Origin of the sequence: Pseudoxanthomonas spadix BD-a59, assembly GCF_000233915.3 — a bacterium.
Classification (GTDB): domain Bacteria; phylum Pseudomonadota; class Gammaproteobacteria; order Xanthomonadales; family Xanthomonadaceae; genus Pseudoxanthomonas_A; species Pseudoxanthomonas_A spadix.
In genome coordinates this window covers 959,162-979,744 of the sequence record NC_016147.2, presented here as the reverse complement: position 1 = coordinate 979,744, position 20,583 = coordinate 959,162, and the positions used below count along the sequence as shown (strand labels likewise).

Here is a 20,583-nt window from a genome sequence, read left to right as displayed (position 1 = left end):
ACTCCCATGACCATTCGATCGCTGTTCGCCGCCGGCCTGCTGGCCGCTTTCGCCATTGCCGCGCCCCTGCATGCGCAGGAATCCCAGCCCCTGGACGGCATCGCCGCGGTGGTCAACGAGGATGTGATCCTGCAGAGCGAGCTGGACCGCGCCGTGGCCAACGTCAACGCCCAGTACGCCAACAACCCCGGCCAGCTGCCGCCGCCGGACGTGCTCCGCCGTCAGGTGCTTGAGCGCCTGGTCCTGGTCAAGCTGCAGGTTGGCCGCGCCAACGAGAACGGCATCCGCGTCACTGACGAGGAAGTCAACGCCGCCGTGGCCAGCGTGGCCCAGCAGAACAACACCACCGTGGCCGGGCTGCAGCAACGCCTGGCTGCCGAAGGCCTGTCCTTTGACGAATTCCGTGCTTCGCTCAAGGATGAGATCACCGTCCAGCGCCTGCGCCAGAGCTATGGCCAAAGCCGCGTCCGGGTCAGCGAAGCCGAGGTCGATGCCGCCCTGAAAGCCCAGAGCGACGGCATGCAGTACCACCTGGCGCACATCCTGGTCGGCCTGCCCGAGGGCGCCACCGCCGACCAGATCGCGACCGCGCAGAAGAAGGTCGAAGGCATCAAGGGCCTGCTGGAGCGCAACGAGATGGACTTCGCCGCTGCTGCAGTCCGCTACTCGGACAGCCCCAACGCGCTGGAAGGCGGCGACCTGGGCTGGCGCAGCGCCGATGAGATCCCGGTGGCCTTCTCCGATATCCTCAAGGGCATGCAGGCCGGCCAGATTGTCGGCCCGATCCGCGGCCCGTCCGGCTTCCAGCTGCTCAAACTGGTGGAAACCCGCGACGCCTCGCAGGCCCCCAGCCAGATGGCCACCGAATACCACGCCCGCCACATCCTGGTACGGGTGACCGACGTGCAGGACGCCAACGCCGCCAAGGCCAAGATCGATACTCTGCGCGCGCGCCTCGCTGGCGGCGCCGACTTCGTCACCGTGGCCAAGGAAGCCTCCGAGGACGCCAACACCAAGAACGACGGCGGCGACCTGGGCTGGTTCACCGCCGATCAGTTCGGCCCGGACTTCGGCCAGCGCCTGACCGCCCTGCAGGACGGCCAGGTCAGCGAGCCGTTCCGCACCGAGGCCGGCTGGCACATCGTCCAGCGCGTCGCTGCCCGCCAGACCGACGTGACCGAGCAGAACAGGCGCGCCCAGGTGCGTGACACCATCGGCCGTCGCAAGCTGGAAGAGGAATACAACCGCTACCTGCTGGAACTGCGCGGCGAGGCCTATGTCAGTTTCCGCACTGGCAATTCCACCATCGACAGCGCCACCCCCGATACCGTGATGAGCGCCCCGGGCGCTGCCGAGGAAGCGGCCAAGGCCGGCAACAAGCGCCGCGACGGCATTGGCGAGGGCCAGCCCGGCTCGGCCTCGTCCAGTCAGATGCCGTAAGGCCTGCGCTCGATGGGCCCGTTGCTGGCACTGGTTCCGGGTGAGCCGGCCGGGATCGGGCCGGAGCTGTGCGTGCGCCTGGTGCAGACGCCGCGGCAGGATTGCCGCCTGGTCGCCTTTGCCGATCCAGTCGTGCTCCAGGCCGCCGCCCAGGCCCTTGGCCTGCCGCTGAACCTGCTCGATTCCGGCGCAAGCGCCGCGGCGCCGGGAGACCTGCCACTGGTCGCCGTGCCCAACGCCGTGCCCTCGCGCTTTGGCCTGCCCGATCCACGCAACGCAGCGGCCGTGATCGGCGCCTTGACCCGGGCCGCCGATGGCTGCCTGGCCGGGCATTTTGCCGGCATGGTCACCGGACCGGTGCACAAGGCGGTCATCAACGAGGGCGGCATCGCCTACACCGGCACCACCGAACTGCTGGCCCGGCATGCCGGCTGCGAGGTGGTGATGATGCTGGCCAACCCGATCGTCCGGGTGGCCCTGGTCACCACCCACCTGCCGCTGCGCGCGGTGCCCGATGCGATCACCGAACACGTCCTGCGCCACGCGGTGAACACCACCATGGCCGCGCTGCGGCGCGATTTCGGCATCGCCAGCCCGCGCCTGTGCGTGCTGGGCCTGAACCCGCATGCGGGCGAGGACGGCCACCTGGGCCGCGAGGAACTGGACCTGATCATCCCGGTGCTGGATGCGCTGCGGGCCCAAGGCCACATCCTGATCGGCCCGCTGCCGGCCGATACGGCGTTTTTGCCGGGCAAGCTGGCCGGCTTCGACGCAGTCCTGGCCATGTACCACGACCAGGGCCTGCCGGTGCTCAAGTACAGCGGCTTCGAGCAGGCGGTGAACCTGACCCTGGGCCTGCCCTATCCGCGCGTTGCGGTCGACCACGGCACCGCCCTGGCCCTGGCCGGCAAGGGCCTGGCCGATCCGTCCAGCCTGCTGGCCGCGGTGCGCAGCTGCGCGGCCATGGCCGCGCGCCGGGGCGCCTGAGCAGCGCGGCACTCAGGTCGCGCCGGCCGGCAAGCGCATCCTCAGGCCGGGGCCGTGGCTCCAGGACGCCCGCTCCGCAGCGGGTAAACTGTCACGATGACTGCTTCCCCCGCTTTCCACGCACCGGCCAAGAAATCGCTCGGCCAGCACTTCCTGCACGACCGCCGCACCATCGACGACATCGTCCTGGCCGTGGATCCAAGGCCCGGCGAGATGCTGGTGGAAATCGGGCCAGGCCAGGGCGCCATTACCTTCCCGCTGCTGCGCAGGCACGGCGCGCTGACCGCGATCGAGTTCGACCGCGACCTGATCGCGCCGCTGACCGAAGCCGCGCGCGGCATCGGCGCGCTGACCATCCTCCACCGCGACGTGCTGGCGGTGGATTTCACCGAGCTGGCCGCCGGCCGGCAACTGCGCCTGGTCGGCAACCTGCCCTACAACCTGTCCTCGCCGATCCTGTTCCACGCGCTGGGCCACGCCGCGGCGATCACCGACATGCACTTCATGCTGCAGAAGGAAGTGGTCGATCGCATGGCCGCCGGCCCCGGCAGCAAGGTCTACGGCCGGCTGAGCGTGATGCTGCAGGCCTATTGCGAGGTGACGCCGCTGCTGGTGGTGCCGCCGGGTGCGTTCCGGCCGCCGCCCAAGGTCGACTCGGCCGTGGTGCGGATGGTGCCCAAGGACCCCGCGCGCATCGGCGTGCGCGATCCGGGGCGGCTGCAGGCGGTCGTGCGCGCGGCCTTCGGCCAGCGCCGCAAGACCCTGCGCAATGCGCTGTCTGGCGTCTGCACCACCGAGATGATCGAAGCGGCCGGCATTGGCCCCGATGCACGCGCCGAACAGGTCCAGGTGGCCGATTTCATCACGCTGGCGAACCTTCCCTGGGGCGATCCGGTCCAACAGCCTTGAACGTTTGAAATACACTGGCAACCATGAGCACCACCGATTACGCCATTGATGTCGATGTGGCCACGCGTTTCCTGGAAGAACGCTCCGAACCAGAGAGCGGCCAGTACGTCTTCGCCTACACCATCGTGATCCGCAACCGCGGCACCAAGCCGGTCCGCCTGGTCGGGCGTCGTTGGGTCATCACCGACGGCAACGGCAAGGTCGAAGAGGTTCATGGCGAAGGCGTGGTCGGCGAACAGCCGCGGCTGCGTCCCGGTGAGCAGTTCAGGTACACCTCCGGTGCGGTGCTGCAGACCGACCACGGCACCATGCGCGGCAGTTACGACATGGTCGCCGACGACGGCACCCACTTCGATGCCCCGATCGCGCCGTTCGCGCTGTCGGTGCCGCGCACGCTGCACTGATCGGCGCACGCGATGACCGTCTGGGCCATCGGCGACCTGCAGGGCTGTTACGACGCCACCGCCAGGTTGCTCGAGAAGATCAGGTTCGATCCTGCGCGCGATCGGGTGTGGTTCTGCGGCGACCTGGTCAACCGTGGTGGCCAGTCGCTGGAGACGCTGCGCCTGGTGCATTCGCTGCGCGATCATTGCGAGGTGGTGCTGGGCAACCACGACCTGTCACTGCTGGCCATCGGCGCACGCAGCGAAACCGAACAGCGCAAGGTCAACCCGGACCTGGGCCGCATCGTGCAGGCGCACGACCGCGACACACTGCTGGAATGGCTGCGCCACCGTGAGCTGGTGCATGTGGAACGCGAACTGGGCTGGATGATGGTCCATGCCGGCCTGGCCCCGCGCTGGACCTGCGCGGCGGCCGAAGGTTATGCGCGCGAAGTGGAAGCGCAGCTGCGCGGCCCCGGCTTCGACAGGCTGATGCGCAGCATGTACGGCGACAAGCCCAACTGGTCCACCGGGCTGGCCGGCCCGGACCGCTGGCGGGCGATCATCAACGTGCTCACCCGCATGCGCTTCTGCACCCCGCGCGGTCGCATCGCGATGGAGGACAAGGGCGCCCCCGGCACCCAGGCGCAGGGCCTGTACCCCTGGTTCGATGTGCCGGGGCACGAGCCGCGCGAACTCAGGATCGTCTGCGGCCACTGGTCCACGCTGGGCCTGATGATCGGCCACGGTGTGCATGCCATCGACACCGGCGCGGTCTGGGGCGGCAAGCTCACCGCGCTGCAGCTGGATACTGACGAAGTCCGCCTGGTGCAGGTGCCCGGCAACGATGCGGTGATCATCGCCACCTCCCAGCAGCAGCGACGCGCCTGAAGCTCAGCCCTCGCGGGTGTAGTCGATGAATTCAAACGCCAATGCGTGGCCCGGGTCGGCCGGATGCCGCTGGCGCGCGCTCACCACCCAGTCGTGTGGATCGAATGCCGGGAAGAACGCATCGGCGCCCTCGACCACGGTGTCCACCCGGGTCAGGTGCAGCGCATCGGCCCGGGCCAGCAACTGCGCGTAGACCTGGCCGCCGCCGATCACGCACAGCTCGTCCGCTGACTGCGCCTGCGCCTGCGCGATCGCCTGTTCGATCGAGGCCACCGCGACCATGCCCTCGAACGGCACCTGGCCGCTGCGCGTGAGCACCAGGTTCAGGCGCCCCGGCAGTGCCCGCCCCAGCGACTGGGCGGTCTTGCGTCCCATCAGCACCGGCTTGCCCAGGGTGAGTGCCTTGAAGCGCCTGAGGTCATCGGGCAGGCGCCAGGGCAGCCGGTTGTCGCGGCCGATGGCGTGGTTGCGGTCCAGCGCGGCGATCAGCGAGATCCGCACCGCTCAGACCGCCACCGGCGCCCTGATCGCCGGCGCCGGATCGTAGCCGTGGATTTCGATGTCTTCGAAGGTGAAGCCGAACAGGTCGGTCACGTCCGGATTCAGATGCAGCCTGGGCAAGGCACGCGGTGCCCGGGTAAGCTGCTCACGCGCCTGGTCGAAGTGGTTCGCGTACAAATGCGCATCGCCCAGGGTATGCACGAAATCGCCCACGCCCAGGCCGGTCGCCTGCGCCAGCATGTGGGTCAGCAGCGCGTAACTTGCGATGTTAAACGGCACGCCCAGGAAGATGTCGCCGCTGCGCTGGTACAGCTGGCAGCTGAGCCTGCCGTGGACCACGTAGAACTGGAACAGGCAGTGGCACGGCAGCAGCGCCATCTGCGGCAGCTCGGCCACGTTCCAGGCACTGATCACCAGCCGGCGCGAATCGGGGTTGCGCCTGATCTCCTCCACCAGCCACTGCATCTGGTCGATGGTCTGGCCGTTGGCACCTTCCCAGCTGCGCCACTGCTTGCCATAGACCGGGCCAAGCTCGCCGTCCGCATCGGCCCACGCGTCCCAGATGCTGACCTTGTTGTCCTTCAGGTAAGCGATGTTGGTCTGGCCCTTCAGGAACCACAGCAGCTCGTGGATGATCGAGCGCAGATGCAGCTTCTTGGTGGTGACCAGCGGAAAGCCCTGGTTCAGGTCGAAACGCATCTGCCAGCCGAACACGCTGCGCGTGCCGGTGCCGGTGCGGTCGGCTTTTTCGGCGCCGTGTTCCAGTACGTGCTGCAGCAGGTCCAGATACTGGCGCATCAGCGGGCCTGGGCAGGCGTGTCGGCGGCCGGCAGCACCGGCAGCAGCACCGGTGCGCGGCGCGAGCGCCACAGCAGGAACAGGCCCAGCGCGACCAGCGGCAGGCTCAGCAGCTGGCCCATGGTGACCCAGCCCAGCGCCAGGTATTCCAGCTGCTGGTCGGGCACCCGCACGAACTCGACGATGAAGCGGAACACGCCATAGAGCAGCGCGAACAGGCCCGAGACCGCATAGCGCGCGCGCGGCCTGGCCGAATAGGTCCACAGCACCAAGAACATCACCAGCCCTTCCAGCAGCGCCTCATACAGCTGCGAGGGATGGCGGGCGTAGCGGTCCAGCGCGCCTGCCGCGTACCGGGCCTGCAGTTGCGCCTGGTCCAGGCGCAGGTTGATCACCTCCGGATCGGTGCCGGGGAAGATCACCCCCCAGCCGCTGCCGGTGTGCTTGCCCCAGAGCTCGCCGTTGACGTAGTTGGCCAGCCGCCCCAGGCCCAGCCCGGCCGGCACCAGCGGTGCGACGAAATCCATGGTGTCAAAGAAATGCAGGCGATGCCGGCGCGACCACAGCCAGGCGGCCACCAGCACGCCGAGCAGGCCGCCGTGGAAGCTCATGCCACCTTCCCACACCTTGAACACCTTCAGCGGGCTGTCCAGGTACACCGGCAGGTCGTAGAACAGGATGTAGCCCAGGCGTCCGCCCAGCACCACGCCGAGCATCGCGTAGAAGGCCAGGTCGGAAAAATGCTCCTGGGTCACGCCCGGCAGGCGCCCGGCCAGGATCCGGCCGCGGCCCAGGAACCAGGCGGCGAAGAAGGACAGCGCGTAGGCGATGCCATACCAGTGCACATCGACCGGGCCGATCGAGAAGGCGATGGGGTCGAACTGGTGCAGAAGGATCATGCGTTGGGCGTCTTGCAGCGAAATCAGCCGCCATTCTGCCGCACCCGGGCGGCCCCCGCATGATCGGCGCCACAAGCCTGCCACGCGGCCCGGCGTGCGGCGCCGGCAGGCCTAGCAGCCTGTCGGGCTTTGGTGGTCGAGGCGAGAATTCGGCTGTGCGAGGTCAGATTTTCGACGGTTCGCCGGCCCATAGTGGTGCTATGGGCCAAGAAGCGGCGGAAAGATGGACCGCACAGGCGGATTCGCAGCCCGGCCGACCAAAGTCCGACAGACTGCTAGCGGGCCGAGCCTTCGCCCTCACCCACCACCGGCGCCGGCGAGCGCAGGCGGAACAGGCGCAGGCCGGCGGCCTGCAACGCCGCTTCGGCCTGCACGGCCAGATGCGCTTCGCCGGCCAGCCAGGATTCGACCAGCGTGCGGTCGTTGCGGCAGGCGCGCATCAGCTCGTGGGCCGGCACCGACGCACTGGCCTGGGCCACATCGCGCAGGAAGGTCGCGCGCAGCTTCAGCGTGCCGCGCAGGGCCAGCACGGTCTGCACCAGGATGAAGGCGCCCAGCCCCCAGGCCGCATCGCCCATGCCCTCGGCAGTGCTGAGCCAGGCAAAGGCCACGCAGGCCAGTGCCCGCGCCAGGGTGGCACGGGGGTTCTCGCCAGCCATCGTCCAGCGCTGCTGGCACAGGTATTCAAACCAGGTCAGCACCAGCGCGACCGCGGCCAGCGGGTTGCAGCCCACCGCCACCAGCGCGCTGGAGGCGAGCGCCGCGACGGCCAACGCCCGCTGCCGCGGGCGCAAGGCCTGGCTGTACAGCAACGGCAGGCGGGACAGGGTGTCGGCAATGGCGGGATGCATGATCGGGCAGGTCCTGGCGAGGCGCGGGAAGGCGCATCGGCAGCTCGCCGATGCGGGGGCCGGGCGCGGCTGCGCCCTTGCCTCCTCCCCGGCATGGCCTGTGCCATGCCCACGGAAGAGTCGCCAGATGATGCCCCATCCCGGCGTGCCAGTGAAGGATGTGTGATGAACCTGCGCGGTGGCACGCGACTTTCTGTGTTGCAGGTCGCACTGCCAAGCGGCCCGGAACTACTCCAGGACCTGCGGCAGATCCGGCAATTCGTTGCGCCCGGGATCGCCTGGCCGTGCCGGAAAGCTGCGCGCCAGCAGCGCCGAAGCGGCGCGGATACCGGCGATCACCGCCGCCTCCGGCTGACCCTGGCGCATGCCGGCCTCCACCTGGGCACATACCGCCTGCCACTCCTCCGGCGCCACCTTTCCAGTCAGGCCGCGGTCGGCCACGATCTCGATGCGGTGGTCGGCCAGCAGCAGGTAGATCAGCACGCCGTTGTTGGCCTGCGTGTCCCAGGTGCGCAGCCGGGCGAAGGCGGCCTCGGCCGCCTGCCGGGCCTGCACGCCGGCCCACAGGGCGCCCGGTGCCAGCGCCGACTCGACCGCGAACATCACCTCGCCGCTGTGCTGGCGCTCGCCCTCGGCGATGGCCGCGGCGATGCGCTGCAGGCTTTGCGGCGGAAACAGCCGCTGCACGGACGGGGCAAACAGATGGCGAAGCCAGCGCATCACCAGCTCCCCGAGGCGCCACCGCCTCCCGAAGACCCACCGCCGCCGCTCCAGCCACCGCCGCCAAAGCCACCACCACCGCCGAAGCCGCCGCCCCAGCCGCCACCAAACCCGCCTCCGCCCCAGCCGCCGAACCCGCCCGGCCCGGCAAAGCGCCCGCCGCCGCCACCGAACAGCCCGATCAGCAAGCCGACCATCCCGGCCAGCCCGCCGATCAGCAGCAGCGAGGAAAACAGCCAGGCCACCGCCCCGCCGGCGATGCCGCCGGCCACCGCCCGGATCGGCCGGGGCAGGACGCCGAGCACGCTGCGGACCATGTAGGCCACGACCAGGCCGGCCATCAGCCCGAAAATCCAGTCGCCACCGCCGCGGCCACCCGCAGGGGCATGGGTACTCTGCGGTGCGGGCAGGGCTTCGCCGTCGATCAGCCTGACCAGTTGCGCGGTGGCCTCGATCAGGCCGCCGCCGTAGTCGTTCTGACGGAAGTACGGGGTCATGTATTCCTGGATCAGGCGGTTGGCGATGGCGTCGGGGATCGCACCTTCCAGCCCGTAACCGGGCTGGATGCGCACCCGCCGATCCTCCTTGGCCACCACCACCAGCACCGCATCGTCCACCCCCTTGCGGCCCAGCTTCCACTGGTCGAACACGCGCTGGGTGTACTGCTCGATGGTCTCCGGCTGGGTGCTGGGGACCATCAGGATCTGCAGCTGGGCGCCCTTGCGCTGCTGCAGCTCCAGCGCCTGCTGGCGCAGCTGGGCGGCCTGGGCCGGGTCCAGGGTGCCGGTGGTATCGATCACCGGCGAGTCCAGGGGCGGGATCGCCGCGTCCTGGGCCAAGACCGGCCAGGCCAGCAGCCACAGCAGCAACGCGCACAGGCGCAGCAGCGGTTTCATCGGGCGCGCGGCAGCCGGTTACTGGACCGGCGCCGGCTGCGGCGGGTTCTGTGGTGCAGGCGCCTGCTGCGGCCGGGCTGGCGGCTGGCTGAAGTCCACGACCGGCGCCTGCGAGATCTGGGCCTCGTTGGCGACCGAGAAGTTGGGCTTCTCCTTGGCGCCGATCAGCTTGGCGGTCAGTGCCTGCGGAAACTGGCGGATGTAGGTGTTGTAGTCCTGCACCGCCTGGATATAGCGGCCACGGGCCACGGTGATCCGGTTTTCGGTGCCTTCCAGCTGCGCCTGCAGGTCGCGAAAGGACTGGTCGGACTTCAGATCCGGGTAGTTCTCGGTGACCACCAGCAGGCGACTGAGCGCGCTGCCCAGTTCGCCCTGGGCCTGGGAAAACTGCTGCAACGAGGCCGGGTCGTCGGCGTTGACCTGGATCTGGCCGACCCTGGCGCGGGCATTGGTGACCTCGGTCAGCACCTGGCGCTCCTGCTGGGCATAGCCCTGCACGGTGCGCACCAGGTTGGGGATCAGGTCGGCGCGGCGCTGGTACTGGTTGAGCACTTCGGACCAGGCGGCCTTCACCGCCTGCTCCTTCTGCTGGATCGTGTTGTAGCCGCAGCCAGCCAGCAGCGCGAACACCACAAGCAACAACGACGAACGGATGGCGATCCGCATGGTGCACTCTCTCCTGATCGGGGGACGGCAGCCGGGGACGGCTGCAACGCCCGGCACTATGAGCAGGCGCGCATTAAGAAACCGTTGAGCCCGGCTCTGATTTTTAGAACCGCCCGGCTCCGGGAATGTGGTGACGCGCGGCGCGCCGGCGCATCAGCAGGTTCAGGATTTCCACCACCGCCGAGAAGCCCATCGCGAAGTACACATAGGCCTTGGTCACATGGATTCCCAGGCCGTCCATGACCAGCACCACGCCGACCAGCACGATGAAGGCCAGGGCCAGCATCTTCACGCTCGGGTTGGCATCGATGAAGCGGCCCAGCGGATTGGCCGCCAGCAGCATCACCGCCACCGCCGCCAAGATGGCCGCGACCATGATCGGGATGTCCTTGGCGAAGCCGACCGCGGTGATCACCGAGTCCAGTGAGAACACGATATCGATGATCGCGATCTGCAGGATCACCAGGCCCAATACCGATGAGGCCGATGTGGTGGTCGGATCGGCGTCCTCGCCGCCGGTGATCAGGTCGTTGATTTCCCGGACCCCTTTCACCGCCAGGAACACCCCGCCCAGGATCAGGATCAGGTCGCGGATGGAAATCCCCATGCCGGCCACGGTGAACAGGTCCTCGCTCATGCGCGAGAGGTAGGCCAGCGACACCAGCAGCGCGATGCGCGTGATGCAGGCCACCGCGATGCCCAGCTTGCGCGCGCCCGGACGCTGGGCCTCGGGCAGGCGACTGACGGCGATGGAGATGAACACCAGGTTGTCGATGCCCAGCACGATCTCCAGGGTGCTGAGCGTCAGCAGCGTCAGCCAGGCGTTGGGGTCGGCGAGGAATTCAAGGTTCATGCGGCAGGTGCGTCCTAGAGCGAAGGGGGGGACAGATACAGGTACAGCCGTGGCCCCAGGATCAGGCCCCAGCATGCCAAGACGTTGAGCATCATCATCAGCACCGCGGCCGAGCCCATGTCCTTGGCGCGTCCGGCCAGCGCATGGAACTCGGCGCCGTAGCGTTCGATCACCGCCTCCACGGCCGAATTGAGCAGCTCCACCCCCAGCACCAGCAGCAGCGAGCCGACCAGCAGCGCGCGCTCCACGCCATCGCCGCCCAGCCACAGGCCGATCGGCGCCAGGATCACCAGCAGCACCACTTCCAGGCGAAACGAGGATTCGTGCATCCAGGCCGCGCACAGGCCCTGCCAGGACCACCTGGCCGCCTTGAGTAGACGCGCAGGGCCGCGCGGCGCATGGCCATAGGTGTCGGCCACGGTCAGCTCCTGGCCCAGCGCGGAGCGACCGGCAGGCAGACCGTCGAGTTGGAACAATCGGGAAGCATGGGCGCACGACCGGACAGATGAACCGCAATTTTGCCACACCCCGGCATCCAGGCCGCCTTGCCTGCTGCGGCGCGGGCTGATTCACTGAGCGCCGCGTTCGGGACTGGGAGGTGGAGGATGGGTGTGCAATTGCGTTGTCTGCTGGCCATCGCAGTGCTCGCGCTCGGACTTGGTGGCTGCGCGCAGGCGCCGGTGTCATCGACAGCGCCTGCGCCGCCGCAGTCCACCCAGGCATCGCCTGCGGTGCCGCCCGAGGTGGCCAGCGGCGCGGTTTCCAGTGCACAGTGGGCCAGGGACATGGAGGATTTCGCCGCGCAGGATGCCGCCCATCCGCCGCCGCGCGATGCGGTGCTGTTCATCGGCAGCTCTTCAATCCGCAGGTGGACCACGCTGGCACAGGATTTCCCCGGAACGGCGGTGATCAACCGCGGCTTCGGCGGCTCGGAAGTACGCGACAGCACCTACTACGCCGATCGCATCGTGGTGCCGTACAAGCCGCGCATGGTGGTGCTCTACGCCGGCGACAACGACCTCAACAGCGGCCGCAGCGTGCACCAGGTGGTCCAGGACACCTTCGCCTTCATCGCCCGCATCCGCCAGGACCTGCCGGACGTGCCGGTGGTGTACATCTCGATCAAGCCCAGCCCGTCGCGGGCCGGGTTGCTGCCCAGGATCGGCCAGGCCAACGCGCAGATCGCCCGGCGCGCGGCGCAGCTGAAGGACGTGCACTATGTGGATGTGTTCACCCCGATGCTCGGCGCCGACGGCCAGCCGCGCGCCGAACTGTTCGAACCGGACATGCTGCACATGAAGCCCGAGGGCTATGCGCTGTGGGCCGAGCTGCTGCAGCCCTACGTCAGCACCGGGCCGCACTGATCGGCGATGTTCAGGCGCCGAAGATCGCCGTACCGCGGCTGCCATCGCGCGCGATCCAGCCGCGGTACATGCCCGCGGTGTTGAACGGCATGGCGATGTTGCCCTGCACATCGACCGCGATCGCGCCGCCGTCGCCGCCCAGCGCCGGCACCGCCTGCATCACCACCGCCTCGGCGGCCTCCTCCAGGCAGGCCCCGCCATAGGCCATGCGCGCGGCGATGTCGTGGGCCACCGCGCAGCGGATGAAGCATTCGCCCCAGCCGGTGCCCGACACGGCCACGCGCGCATCGGCCCAGGTGCCGGCGCCGATCAGCGGCGAATCCCCCACCCGCCCGTAGCGCTTGTTGGTCATGCCGCCGGTGGAGGTAGCCGCAGCCAGATGGCCATGCAGGTCCAGCGCCACCGCGCCAACCGTGCCGAAATACGCGCCTTTCAGGCTCACCGCCTGTGCCTGACGCTCGCGCGCCTGTTCCTGCAGAAGCTGTGCGTGACGGGTGCGGGTATCGAACCAGGCGTTGTCCACCCGCGCGATCTGCGGCTGGGTATCGGCGAAACGCTCCGCACCGGCACCGACCAGCAGCACGTGCGGCGAATGGTCCATCACCGCCCGGGCCAGCGCGATCGGGTTGCGCACCGTGCGCACGCCGGCCACCGCGCCGGCACGCCGGCTGTGGCCTTCCATCAGCGAAGCATCCAGCTCGTGCGCGCCGTCGGCGGTGTAGACCGCGCCCTTGCCGGCGTTGAAGCGCGGCGACTCCTCCAGCGCCACCACCACGGCCTGCACCGCATCCAGGGCGCTGCCGGCCGCGGCCAGGATGCCTTCGCCCGTGGCCAGCGCGGCCTCCAGATCGGCATGGATCCGCGCGCCTTCCTCAACCGAAAGCCGGTCGCGCTCGATCACCCCGGCGCCGCCATGGAGGACCAGGACGAAGCAAGGCACGGGTTGGGACATCGCAGTGCACCGCTGGCGCGAGGAAAACAGGCGCGCAGCATAGCGATTCGGCCCGATCCACGCCCTGCGGCCTGGATCGGGGGAAGCTCAGGGAACGAAGCGCACCGTGGCCGTGGTGCCCTGCCCCAGCACGCTGTCCAGTTCGACCTTCCAGCCGAAGCGCTGGCACAGGCGATGGACGATGGACAGCCCCAGTCCGGTGCTGTGCTGGCGCGACTCGTCCACCCGATAGAACGGCTCGAACGCGCGCCGCATCGCATCGGTGGTCATGCCGATGCCGCTGTCGCGCACCACCAACTGGTCGCTGTCGACGGTGACCTCGATCCGGCCTTCGTCGGTATAGCTGCAGGCATTGCGCAGCAGATTGCTGACCACCACATGCATCACCCGCGGCGGCGCGTGCAGGCGCGGCTTGGCATTGCAGACCACGGTCAGCTCGACCGGCTTGCCGACCAGCAGGTCGCGCGCGCTTTGCGCCTCGTCCAGGACGATCTCGGCCACGTCGAAGTCCTCGCTCTGCGGCTCGATGTCGGCCTCGCGCGCCAGGATCAGGAAGGCGTCGATCACCGCCTCCATCTCGCGGCTGGAGCGCTGGATGCGCTGCAGCGAACGCACCGCGCGCGGCGGCAGGTCGCCGGCCAGGGCCAGGTCACTGGCCACCCGGATGACGGTCAGCGGCGTGCGCAGTTCATGGCTGGCATCGCGGGTGAAGTCGCGTTCGCGCGCCACCTGGGTGGCCACGCGCTGGGAAAGCCCGTGCAGCGCCTCGGCCAGCTGGCGGGCCTCGCCCTGCACCTCCTTGGGCAGCCTGTCCGGCGCCAGGGCCGAGGTATCGGGCTCGCGCGGGTCCCACTGCGCGACCTGCCGGGCCAGCCACGACACCGGCGAGACCAGCCTGCGGAAGAAGCGATAGGTGATGTAGGAGGCGCCATACAGCACCGCCAGGCACAGCAGCAGCGGCAGCGTGCCCGACCAGAAGAACAGCCGTTCGGCCTGGGGTCCCAGCCACAACAGATACAGCCGGCCCGGGGCGCGTTCGTCCACCAGCACCAGCTCGCGGCCGATGCTGTGCAGGCCTGGCCCAAGCCCGCGCAGTTCCTCGGGCAGGCTCAGTTCCGACTGGCCGCGCAGGACCAGGTAGCCGCGCAGGCCGCGGGTGTTCGGCGGCGGCTGCGCAGGCGAGCTGGCGTAGAGCTCCCAGTAGTGGAGCGCCTCCTCCTGCAGCAGGGTATGGATCAGGCTGTGCTTGACCACCGTGGAGGCGATGAGCACCGTTGCGATCACCGCAAGGCTGGCCAGTGCCAGCCTCAGGATGAAGGCAATCCGGATGTTTCTGGGAAGTCCGTGCGGCACGAGGTGAGCAACGAGCCTTCAGGCCAGGACCCGATGCGCGCGCAATGCTGCGCGCGCGCATCGGGTCAGGCAATGTCTGCGACGCGGTAGCCGGCGCTCTGCACGGTGTGCAGCAGGGGCTTGTCGAACGGCTTGTCGATCACCTTGCGCAGGTTGTACAGGTGGCTGCGCAGGGTGTCCGAGTCAGGCAGGCCATTGCCCCAGATCTCGCGCTCGATCTCCTGGCGGGTGACCACGCGCGGCGATTCACGCATCAGGATGGTCAGCAGGCGCAGGCCGATCGGCGAGAGCATCAGCTCGGTGCCGCCACGGGTCACGCGCATGCTCACCGGATCCAGCACCAGGTCGGCGACCTTGAGCACTTCCGAACCCACCTGGCGGCGCTCGCGTCGGATCAGGGCGCGCAGGCGCGCTTCCAGTTCCTGGATGGCGAAGGGCTTGGTGAGGTAGTCGTCGGCGCCGGTGCCCAGGCCACTGAGCTTGTCGTCCAGGGTGTCGCGCGCGGTCAGCATCAGCACCGGGGTGGACTTGCGCGCTTCGCTGCGCAGCCGGCGACAGACTTCCAGGCCATCCATGCGCGGCAGCATCAGGTCCAGGACCAGCACGTCGTAGCTGTTCTCGGTGGCCAGGCGATAGCCATCCAGGCCATCGGATGCGTAATCGACCTCAAACCCCTTGCCTTCCAGGTATTCGCCGATCATTTCGGAGATGTTGCGGTTGTCTTCGACCACCAACACCAGACCCGAGGTTTCCTGTGCATGCCGCATGTTGTCACTCTCCGCAGACGTCCAGACTTCAGGTTTGTGAAGCTATCGGCCGCCCAGTGCAGGACGCGTGAAGGGTTGCGCCATTTGTCGGCTCCAGGGAGGACACGGCTCACCCGGCATCGGCCCTGCACGTCATCGCGCTGCGGCCCTGACCAGACTCGCCGCTCCACATGCCCGCGAGTGCGCCCCATGCTTGACCGTGTCCTGCCGATCCTGATGCTGGTCGGCTCCAACGTCTTCATGACCTTTGCCTGGTACGGACACCTCAAGCACAAGAGCGCGCCGCTGCTGATCACCATCCTGGCCAGCTGGGGCATCGCCTTCTTCGAATACAGCCTGCAGGTGCCAGCCAACCGCATGGGCAGCGCGGTGTACTCGGTGGTGCAGCTCAAAACCATCCAGGAGGTGATCACGCTGGTGATCTTCGCCGGGTTCTCGGCCTGGTTCCTGGGCCAGCCGCTGAAGTGGAACCATTACGCGGCGTTTGCGTTGATCGTCGGCGCCTCGTTCCTGATGTTCTACCAGCCCGACGCCAAGCCTGCGGGCTGATCCCGGATCAGATCCGCACCCGTCCGCGCAGGATGTCGACGAACATCACCCAGTCGCCCATCAGCGAATACAGCGGATGGCGAAAGGTCGCCGGGCGGTTCTTCTCGAAGAAGAAATGACCGACCCAGGCAAAGCCGTAGCCGCACGCCACGGCGGCGACGGCAAACCCCCAGTGCCCGGTCCCCAACGCCGCGGCCAGCAGGCACAACACGCCACAACTGCCCAGGAAATGCAGCCGCCGCGAGGTGCAATGGCGGTGCTCGTCCAGGTAGAACGGGTAGAACTGGCGAAAGGAGGCGAACCGGCGCATGGGATCGTCAGGCTGCGGCGATGGCGCAAGTCTCCCGCCGGCGGCCCCATGTGGTCACGCTGCGCTGCGGCGCAGGATCCGGCCGGGGCGATGGCCGGGAACAGCGGCGGACCCGGTCATGGCTCCGGCTCGCCTTCGGCCTGCTTGGCCTGCGCCCACAGCGCTTCGTGCGCCGCAAGATCCAGCGCGTGCAGCGTGGTGCCCTGGCCGTGCGCGATCGCTTCCATCGCCCGGAAGCGGCGCTCGAACTTGGCATTGGCCTGCCGCAGCGCGCTGCCGGCATCGACCTGCGCCTTGCGCGCCAGATGGATGCACACGAACAACAGGTCACCGATCTCGTCCTGCAGGCGCGCAGCGCGCAGCGGGTCGTCGCCGGCGCGGGCCAGTTCCACTTGGACCTCGGCGATCTCCTCGTGCAGCTTGGCGATCACCGGCGCAGGATCCGGCCAGTCGAATCCTGCCCGGGCAGCGCGCGCCTGCAGCTTGGCCGCGCGCTGCCACTCGGGCATGCCACGCGAGATGCCGGCCAGCGCGGAGGCATCGGTGTGGCCCTTGTCGGCGCGTTCCTGGCGCTTGATCGCATCCCAGTTCTGGACCACGGCATTGGCATCGTCGGCCCGGGCCTGCGCAAACACATGCGGATGCCGGCGCAGCAGCTTGTCGCTGATCGCCCTGACCACGTCATCGAAGCCGAACGCACCCTGCTCGGAAGCCATCTGCGCGTGGAACACCACCTGCAGCAGCAGGTCACCCAGTTCGTCCTTCAGATCGTCCAGGTCGCCACGGTCGATCGCATCGGCCACTTCGTAGGCCTCTTCGATCGTGTACGGGGCAATGCTGGAAAAATCCTGCGCCAGGTCCCACGGGCAGCCGCCGTCGGGATTGCGCAGCTGGGCCATGATCGCCAGCAGGCGCTGGATCTGCGTGCCGGGCGCGGTCATTGGATCACCTCGTTGCGATGTGTGGCACGTGCGCGGCCGCGCCTACAGCCAGTCGCGCCACGGCAGCGAGGGGTCGCCCAGGGCGATGAAATCGCCGTTGAGCAGGCTCTCGCGCCGGTTGTAGCGAAATGCGCGCCCGTCCGGTGCCAGCAGCGCACCGCCGGCTGCCTCCAGGATGCACTGGCCGGCGGCGGTGTCCCATTCGCAGGTGTGGCCGAAGCGCGGATACAGATCCAGCGCGCCTTCTGCGATGTGGCAGAACTTGAGCGAGGAGCCCAGCGGCACGGTCTGGGCACCTGGCAGGCGGTCGAGCACGGCCTGGGTGCGCGGATCGCGGTGCGAACGGCTGGCGGCCACCCGCAGTGGCGCCACGGCCGGATGGCGGGTGCGCAACTCGCGGTCATTCTCGCCGTCGCGGCGCAGCGCACGGCGGCCGGCTTCGGCGTGCCAGATGGTGCCGGTCACCGGCGCCATGATCACCCCGAACACCGGCTGGTGGCCTTCGATCAGGGCGATGTTGACGGTGAACTCGCCATTGCGCTTGACGAACTCGCGGGTGCCGTCCAGCGGATCGACCAGCCAGTAGGCGTGCCAGTCCTGGCGCGTGCCCCACGGGATGCTGGCGCCCTCCTCGCTGAGCAGCGGCAGCTCGGGCGTGAGCCGGGACAGGCCATCGGCAATGATCCGGTGCGCGGCCAGGTCGGCGCGGGTGAGCGGGCTGTGGTCGGCCTTGTGCTCGACCTGGAAGTCCTCGGCATAGACTTCCATGATCGCGGCCGAGGCGTCGCGGGCGATGGCAATGATGGCCTCGTGCAGGTCCGCGGTGATGCGGCTCATGCCTGGCCCGCCAGCCACTCCCGGGCAATGAACAACGCCGCCAGCGAACGACCTTCGGAAAAATCCTCGCGCAACATCAACTGGTCCAGTGCAGCAAGTTTCCAGGGCACGACTTCAAGCTCCTCGGGTTCGTCGCCGGGCAGGCGCTCGGGGTAAAGGTCGCGCGCCAGCACCAGCCACGACTGGTGGTTCATGTAGGTAGGCGCCAGGGTCATCGCGCGCAGCACGTCCAGTTGCCTGGCGCCGTAACCGGCCTCTTCCTTGAGTTCGCGGTTGGCCGCCTGGACCGGTGTCTCGCCGGCATCCATGCGGCCCTTGACCAGGCCCAGCTCGTAGCGGTGCATGCCGGCAGCGTATTCGCGCACCAGCAGCACCGTTTCGTGGTCGAGCATCGGCACCACCACCACCGCGCCGTGGCCGCGGCTGACCTGGCGCTCGAACTGGCGGCGCTCGCCGTTGGAGAATTCAAGATCCAGGCGCTCGATGCGCATGTGGCCGGCACTGTGCTCGGTGATGCCATGGATGATGGGCAGCTTGCAGTTCATGTGCCCGGCCTGCTCCCGGATGCGGCAACGCTCGATATCATGTGCGGATGCAGGACGATCATCAGCGGCGAATGCTAGCAGAGCCCGGCGCGGATTCGGTCCTGTCCCGGTCCATGCATTGCACCGGCGCGCGCATGCCGGCCGCAACCCACAGGCCTCGGCGTCCATCTTCAAGGGATATTGCGTGCGCCTGACCCGCGTGCATGTCGAAGGTGCACTGGTGCCCGGCAGCGAGATCGCCCTGCCCGAGGATGCCGCTGCGCACCTGGCGCGCGTGCTGCGCCTGCGCCAAGGCGATGCCTGCGTGCTGTTCAACGGCGATGGCCACGATTACCACGCGCAGCTGCTGCGCATCGACAGGCGCGAGGTGGTCGCAGCGGTCACCGGGGCGCGCGCGGTCGACACCGAGTCGCCGCTGCACATCACCCTGCTGCAGGGCATCGCCCGCGGCGAGAAAATGGACCTGATCCTGCAGAAGGCCACCGAGCTGGGCGTGGCCGCGCTGCTGCCGGTGGATTCGGAGCGCTCTGAGGTCAGGCTGACTGGCGAGCGCCTGCACAAGCGCCTGGCGCACTGGCGTGGCGTGGTGGTCGCCGCCTGCGAGCAGTCCGGCCGTGCGCAGGTGCCGCAGGTCGCCGAGCCGCAGGCATTGCTGGCTGCGGCCGCCGCGCTGCCGGCCGACAGCTTGCGCCTGCTGCTGGACCCGCAAGGCACGCACGCGCTCAAGATGCTCGCCGCGCCGACTTCGGGCCAGGTGGTGATCGCCATCGGTCCGGAAGGCGGCTGGTCGCCACGCGACCGGAAGGCGCTGGAAACCCACCGCTTCCAGGGCCTGCGCCTGGGCCCGCGGGTGCTGCGCACCGAAACCGCCGGGCTGGCCGCGATCGCCGCGGTGCAGGCATTGCTGGGCGATCTGTAGGGCGGGTCGAGACCCGCCCTACGCGCGGCATTGCGATGGCGGGTCGAGACCCGGCGTCCGCGCGGCGTTGCGATGGCGGGCCGAGACCCGGCGTACGCGCGGCGTTGCAATGGCGGGTCGAGACCCGCCCTATGCGCGGCATTGCGATGGCGGGTCGAGACCCGCCCTACACGCGGCGTTGCAATGGCGGGTCGAGACCCGCCCTACGCGCGGCGTTGCGATGGCGGGTCGAGACCCGGCGTACGCGCGGCGTTGCGATGGCGGGTCGAGACCCGCCCTACGTGGTCGGCGCTACTGCCAGTGCGACAGCTCCTCGGCGGTGATCCTGCCGTCGTGGTTCTTGTCGACCAGACGGAACTCGCTGGACAGGGCGTGATGTTCCGGCAGCTCCTGCGGAGTCACGAAGCCATCGCCATTGGCATCGAGCTGCTCGACGGTCGCCTTGTAGTCGGCGGCGTTGGGCAGGGTGGCTGGCTGGCCCCACTGGACCGTGACTGGCCCCTGCGGGGTCTGCATGGTCATGGTCCGGAAGCCCGGCGGCGGCAGCTCGGTGATCAGCGTGTTGGGCGCCGAGACCGGCGGTGGCGCAATGGTCTGGGCCGGCGCGGCGCTCTGCGCATGTGCCGTGGCGGCCAGCAGCAGGGCGGCGGACGACACCCCGGAAACAGGGAGGATCTTCATGCAACAGGCCTCACGCGATGGTGGCAGCTGGCGCAAACTCGCATCGGCGCCGCGAATGAGGCGTGAACCCTCGTCCCAGCGCACCGGCGCCAGGGGTCTCAGACCAGCTGGACGATCGCGCCGGCGACCATGCGTTCGATCGCTTCCAGGTCCGGCAGCAGTGCCGCCTCGTCACCCAGCAACACCCGCATCTGCACCCCTTCGGGCAGCGATTCCTCGCTGGCGTCAGCCAGCAGGCCATCGCGCGGCACCGAGATCAGGCGCGGAAACGACTGGGTCAGCAGGCCAATGTACGGCATCGCCTCGCCGCCGGTGAGGGTCTTGAGCACCACGATCTTGCTGGCCGCGGTGACCGCCTCGCGGCCGAGCCCGCCCAGGTTGACCATGGAAAACAACGGCACCTGCCAGCCCTGCCAGTCGATCGTGCCCTGCAGCCACGGCGGCGCGTCGGCCACCGGCTGCACCGGCACCCGGGCCAGCACCTCGGCCACCGTTGCGTTGGGCAACAGCAGGCGCTCGTCGCCGGCCTGGACCAGGACGCCGCGGATTTCATCATTGGAACGTGCCATGG

The 20,583-nt window shown here is 68.9% G+C and carries 26 protein-coding genes; 8 read left to right on the top strand and 18 right to left on the bottom strand.

Features of this window, described 5'->3' with window-relative positions:
- The first annotated feature begins 6 nt into the window (after window positions 1-6).
- The 5 genes from DSC_RS04345 to DSC_RS04325 all read left to right on the top strand — a co-directional run bounded on the left by DSC_RS04345 (window position 7) and on the right by DSC_RS04325 (window position 4,610).
- Window positions 7-1,440, top strand: a complete 1,434-nt coding sequence (locus tag DSC_RS04345; RefSeq protein ID WP_014159917.1) for a peptidylprolyl isomerase — start codon at window positions 7-9, stop codon at window positions 1,438-1,440.
- 12 nt (window positions 1,441-1,452) lie between these two features.
- Window positions 1,453-2,427: a 4-hydroxythreonine-4-phosphate dehydrogenase PdxA gene (gene pdxA / locus DSC_RS04340; protein ID WP_014159916.1), complete on the top strand. Its 975-nt coding sequence runs from the start codon at window positions 1,453-1,455 to the stop codon at window positions 2,425-2,427.
- Window positions 2,428-2,523: 96 nt separating this feature from the next.
- Window positions 2,524-3,336 carry a 16S rRNA (adenine(1518)-N(6)/adenine(1519)-N(6))-dimethyltransferase RsmA gene (gene rsmA / locus DSC_RS04335; RefSeq protein WP_014159915.1) on the top strand — a complete coding sequence of 271 codons (813 nt, stop codon included), beginning with the start codon at window positions 2,524-2,526 and terminating at the stop codon, window positions 3,334-3,336.
- Window positions 3,337-3,359: 23 nt separating this feature from the next.
- On the top strand, window positions 3,360-3,740 hold the full coding sequence (apaG, locus tag DSC_RS04330) for a Co2+/Mg2+ efflux protein ApaG (protein ID WP_014159914.1): 381 nt from the start codon (window positions 3,360-3,362) through the stop codon (window positions 3,738-3,740).
- Between the two features lie 12 nt (window positions 3,741-3,752).
- The gene (locus DSC_RS04325) at window positions 3,753-4,610 is read left to right on the top strand and encodes a symmetrical bis(5'-nucleosyl)-tetraphosphatase (RefSeq protein WP_014159913.1); all 858 of its coding nucleotides are present in this window, start codon (window positions 3,753-3,755) and stop codon (window positions 4,608-4,610) included.
- A 3-nt stretch (window positions 4,611-4,613) separates the two neighbouring features.
- Here DSC_RS04325 and DSC_RS04320 read toward each other — a convergent pair whose 3' ends face one another.
- From DSC_RS04320 to DSC_RS04280, 9 genes are all read right to left on the bottom strand, one after another.
- Window positions 4,614-5,111: a dihydrofolate reductase gene (locus DSC_RS04320; protein ID WP_014159912.1), complete on the bottom strand. Its 498-nt coding sequence runs from the start codon at window positions 5,109-5,111 to the stop codon at window positions 4,614-4,616.
- A gap of 3 nt (window positions 5,112-5,114) precedes the next feature.
- The gene (locus tag DSC_RS04315) at window positions 5,115-5,909 is read right to left on the bottom strand and encodes a thymidylate synthase (protein ID WP_014159911.1); all 795 of its coding nucleotides are present in this window, start codon (window positions 5,907-5,909) and stop codon (window positions 5,115-5,117) included.
- Window positions 5,909-6,808: a prolipoprotein diacylglyceryl transferase gene (gene lgt, locus DSC_RS04310; protein WP_014159910.1), complete on the bottom strand. Its 900-nt coding sequence runs from the start codon at window positions 6,806-6,808 to the stop codon at window positions 5,909-5,911. Before lgt ends, DSC_RS04315 begins: the two co-directional genes overlap by 1 nt.
- A gap of 275 nt (window positions 6,809-7,083) precedes the next feature.
- Window positions 7,084-7,659, bottom strand: a complete 576-nt coding sequence (locus tag DSC_RS04305; RefSeq protein WP_014159909.1) for a hypothetical protein — start codon at window positions 7,657-7,659, stop codon at window positions 7,084-7,086.
- Window positions 7,660-7,887: 228 nt separating this feature from the next.
- A complete protein-coding gene (locus DSC_RS04300) occupies window positions 7,888-8,379 on the bottom strand; it encodes a TPM domain-containing protein (RefSeq protein WP_014159908.1) in 492 nt (163 codons plus the stop codon).
- A complete protein-coding gene (locus DSC_RS04295; protein WP_014159907.1) occupies window positions 8,379-9,275 on the bottom strand; it encodes a TPM domain-containing protein in 897 nt (298 codons plus the stop codon). The genes DSC_RS04300 and DSC_RS04295 overlap by 1 nt, the downstream gene beginning before the upstream one ends.
- Before the next feature lie 18 nt (window positions 9,276-9,293).
- Window positions 9,294-9,941, bottom strand: a complete 648-nt coding sequence (locus DSC_RS04290) for a LemA family protein (RefSeq protein ID WP_014159906.1) — start codon at window positions 9,939-9,941, stop codon at window positions 9,294-9,296.
- Window positions 9,942-10,044: 103 nt separating this feature from the next.
- On the bottom strand, window positions 10,045-10,794 hold the full coding sequence (locus DSC_RS04285; RefSeq protein ID WP_014159905.1) for a TerC family protein: 750 nt from the start codon (window positions 10,792-10,794) through the stop codon (window positions 10,045-10,047).
- 14 nt (window positions 10,795-10,808) lie between these two features.
- The gene (locus DSC_RS04280; RefSeq protein ID WP_043290944.1) at window positions 10,809-11,213 is read right to left on the bottom strand and encodes a diacylglycerol kinase; all 405 of its coding nucleotides are present in this window, start codon (window positions 11,211-11,213) and stop codon (window positions 10,809-10,811) included.
- A 186-nt stretch (window positions 11,214-11,399) separates the two neighbouring features.
- Here DSC_RS04280 and DSC_RS04275 point away from each other — a divergent pair, with 186 nt between their 5' ends.
- Complete coding sequence (locus tag DSC_RS04275) at window positions 11,400-12,158, top strand: SGNH/GDSL hydrolase family protein (RefSeq protein WP_043290400.1); 759 nt, start codon at window positions 11,400-11,402, stop codon at window positions 12,156-12,158.
- A gap of 10 nt (window positions 12,159-12,168) precedes the next feature.
- On the opposite strand, the gene DSC_RS04270 is transcribed toward DSC_RS04275, so the two are convergent.
- The 3 genes from DSC_RS04270 to DSC_RS04260 form a co-directional block, all read right to left on the bottom strand.
- Window positions 12,169-13,110: an isoaspartyl peptidase/L-asparaginase family protein gene (locus DSC_RS04270; RefSeq protein WP_043290399.1), complete on the bottom strand. Its 942-nt coding sequence runs from the start codon at window positions 13,108-13,110 to the stop codon at window positions 12,169-12,171.
- An 87-nt stretch (window positions 13,111-13,197) separates the two neighbouring features.
- On the bottom strand, window positions 13,198-14,463 hold the full coding sequence (locus tag DSC_RS04265; RefSeq protein WP_014159901.1) for a sensor histidine kinase: 1,266 nt from the start codon (window positions 14,461-14,463) through the stop codon (window positions 13,198-13,200).
- A gap of 65 nt (window positions 14,464-14,528) precedes the next feature.
- Window positions 14,529-15,230 (bottom strand): response regulator transcription factor, encoded by a 702-nt coding sequence (locus DSC_RS04260; protein WP_014159900.1) that lies wholly within the window; start codon window positions 15,228-15,230, stop codon window positions 14,529-14,531.
- 189 nt (window positions 15,231-15,419) lie between these two features.
- Here DSC_RS04260 and DSC_RS04255 point away from each other — a divergent pair, with 189 nt between their 5' ends.
- Window positions 15,420-15,779, top strand: a complete 360-nt coding sequence (locus DSC_RS04255) for a DMT family protein (RefSeq protein WP_014159899.1) — start codon at window positions 15,420-15,422, stop codon at window positions 15,777-15,779.
- A gap of 7 nt (window positions 15,780-15,786) precedes the next feature.
- On the opposite strand, the gene DSC_RS04250 is transcribed toward DSC_RS04255, so the two are convergent.
- The 4 genes from DSC_RS04250 to nudE form a co-directional block, all read right to left on the bottom strand.
- Window positions 15,787-16,089 carry an Mpo1-like protein gene (locus DSC_RS04250; protein WP_014159898.1) on the bottom strand — a complete coding sequence of 101 codons (303 nt, stop codon included), beginning with the start codon at window positions 16,087-16,089 and terminating at the stop codon, window positions 15,787-15,789.
- Between the two features lie 116 nt (window positions 16,090-16,205).
- Window positions 16,206-17,030, bottom strand: a complete 825-nt coding sequence (mazG, locus tag DSC_RS04245) for a nucleoside triphosphate pyrophosphohydrolase (RefSeq protein ID WP_014159897.1) — start codon at window positions 17,028-17,030, stop codon at window positions 16,206-16,208.
- Window positions 17,031-17,072: 42 nt separating this feature from the next.
- Window positions 17,073-17,867, bottom strand: coding sequence for a 3'(2'),5'-bisphosphate nucleotidase CysQ (cysQ, locus tag DSC_RS04240; RefSeq protein ID WP_014159896.1), 795 nt, complete (start codon window positions 17,865-17,867; stop codon window positions 17,073-17,075).
- Entirely contained in the window at window positions 17,864-18,412 is a 549-nt protein-coding gene (nudE, locus tag DSC_RS04235; RefSeq protein WP_014159895.1) for an ADP compounds hydrolase NudE, read from the bottom strand. The genes cysQ and nudE overlap by 4 nt, the downstream gene beginning before the upstream one ends.
- Window positions 18,413-18,596: 184 nt before the next feature.
- Here nudE and DSC_RS04230 point away from each other — a divergent pair, with 184 nt between their 5' ends.
- Entirely contained in the window at window positions 18,597-19,331 is a 735-nt protein-coding gene (locus tag DSC_RS04230) for a 16S rRNA (uracil(1498)-N(3))-methyltransferase (protein ID WP_043290942.1), read from the top strand.
- A 291-nt stretch (window positions 19,332-19,622) separates the two neighbouring features.
- On the opposite strand, the gene DSC_RS04225 is transcribed toward DSC_RS04230, so the two are convergent.
- Together DSC_RS04225 and DSC_RS04220 are read right to left on the bottom strand one after the other, a co-directional pair.
- On the bottom strand, window positions 19,623-20,012 hold the full coding sequence (locus tag DSC_RS04225; protein ID WP_083833460.1) for an EF-hand domain-containing protein: 390 nt from the start codon (window positions 20,010-20,012) through the stop codon (window positions 19,623-19,625).
- A 98-nt stretch (window positions 20,013-20,110) separates the two neighbouring features.
- A complete protein-coding gene (locus tag DSC_RS04220) occupies window positions 20,111-20,581 on the bottom strand; it encodes a chemotaxis protein CheW (protein ID WP_014159892.1) in 471 nt (156 codons plus the stop codon).
- Between the last annotated feature and the right edge of the window lie 2 nt (window positions 20,582-20,583).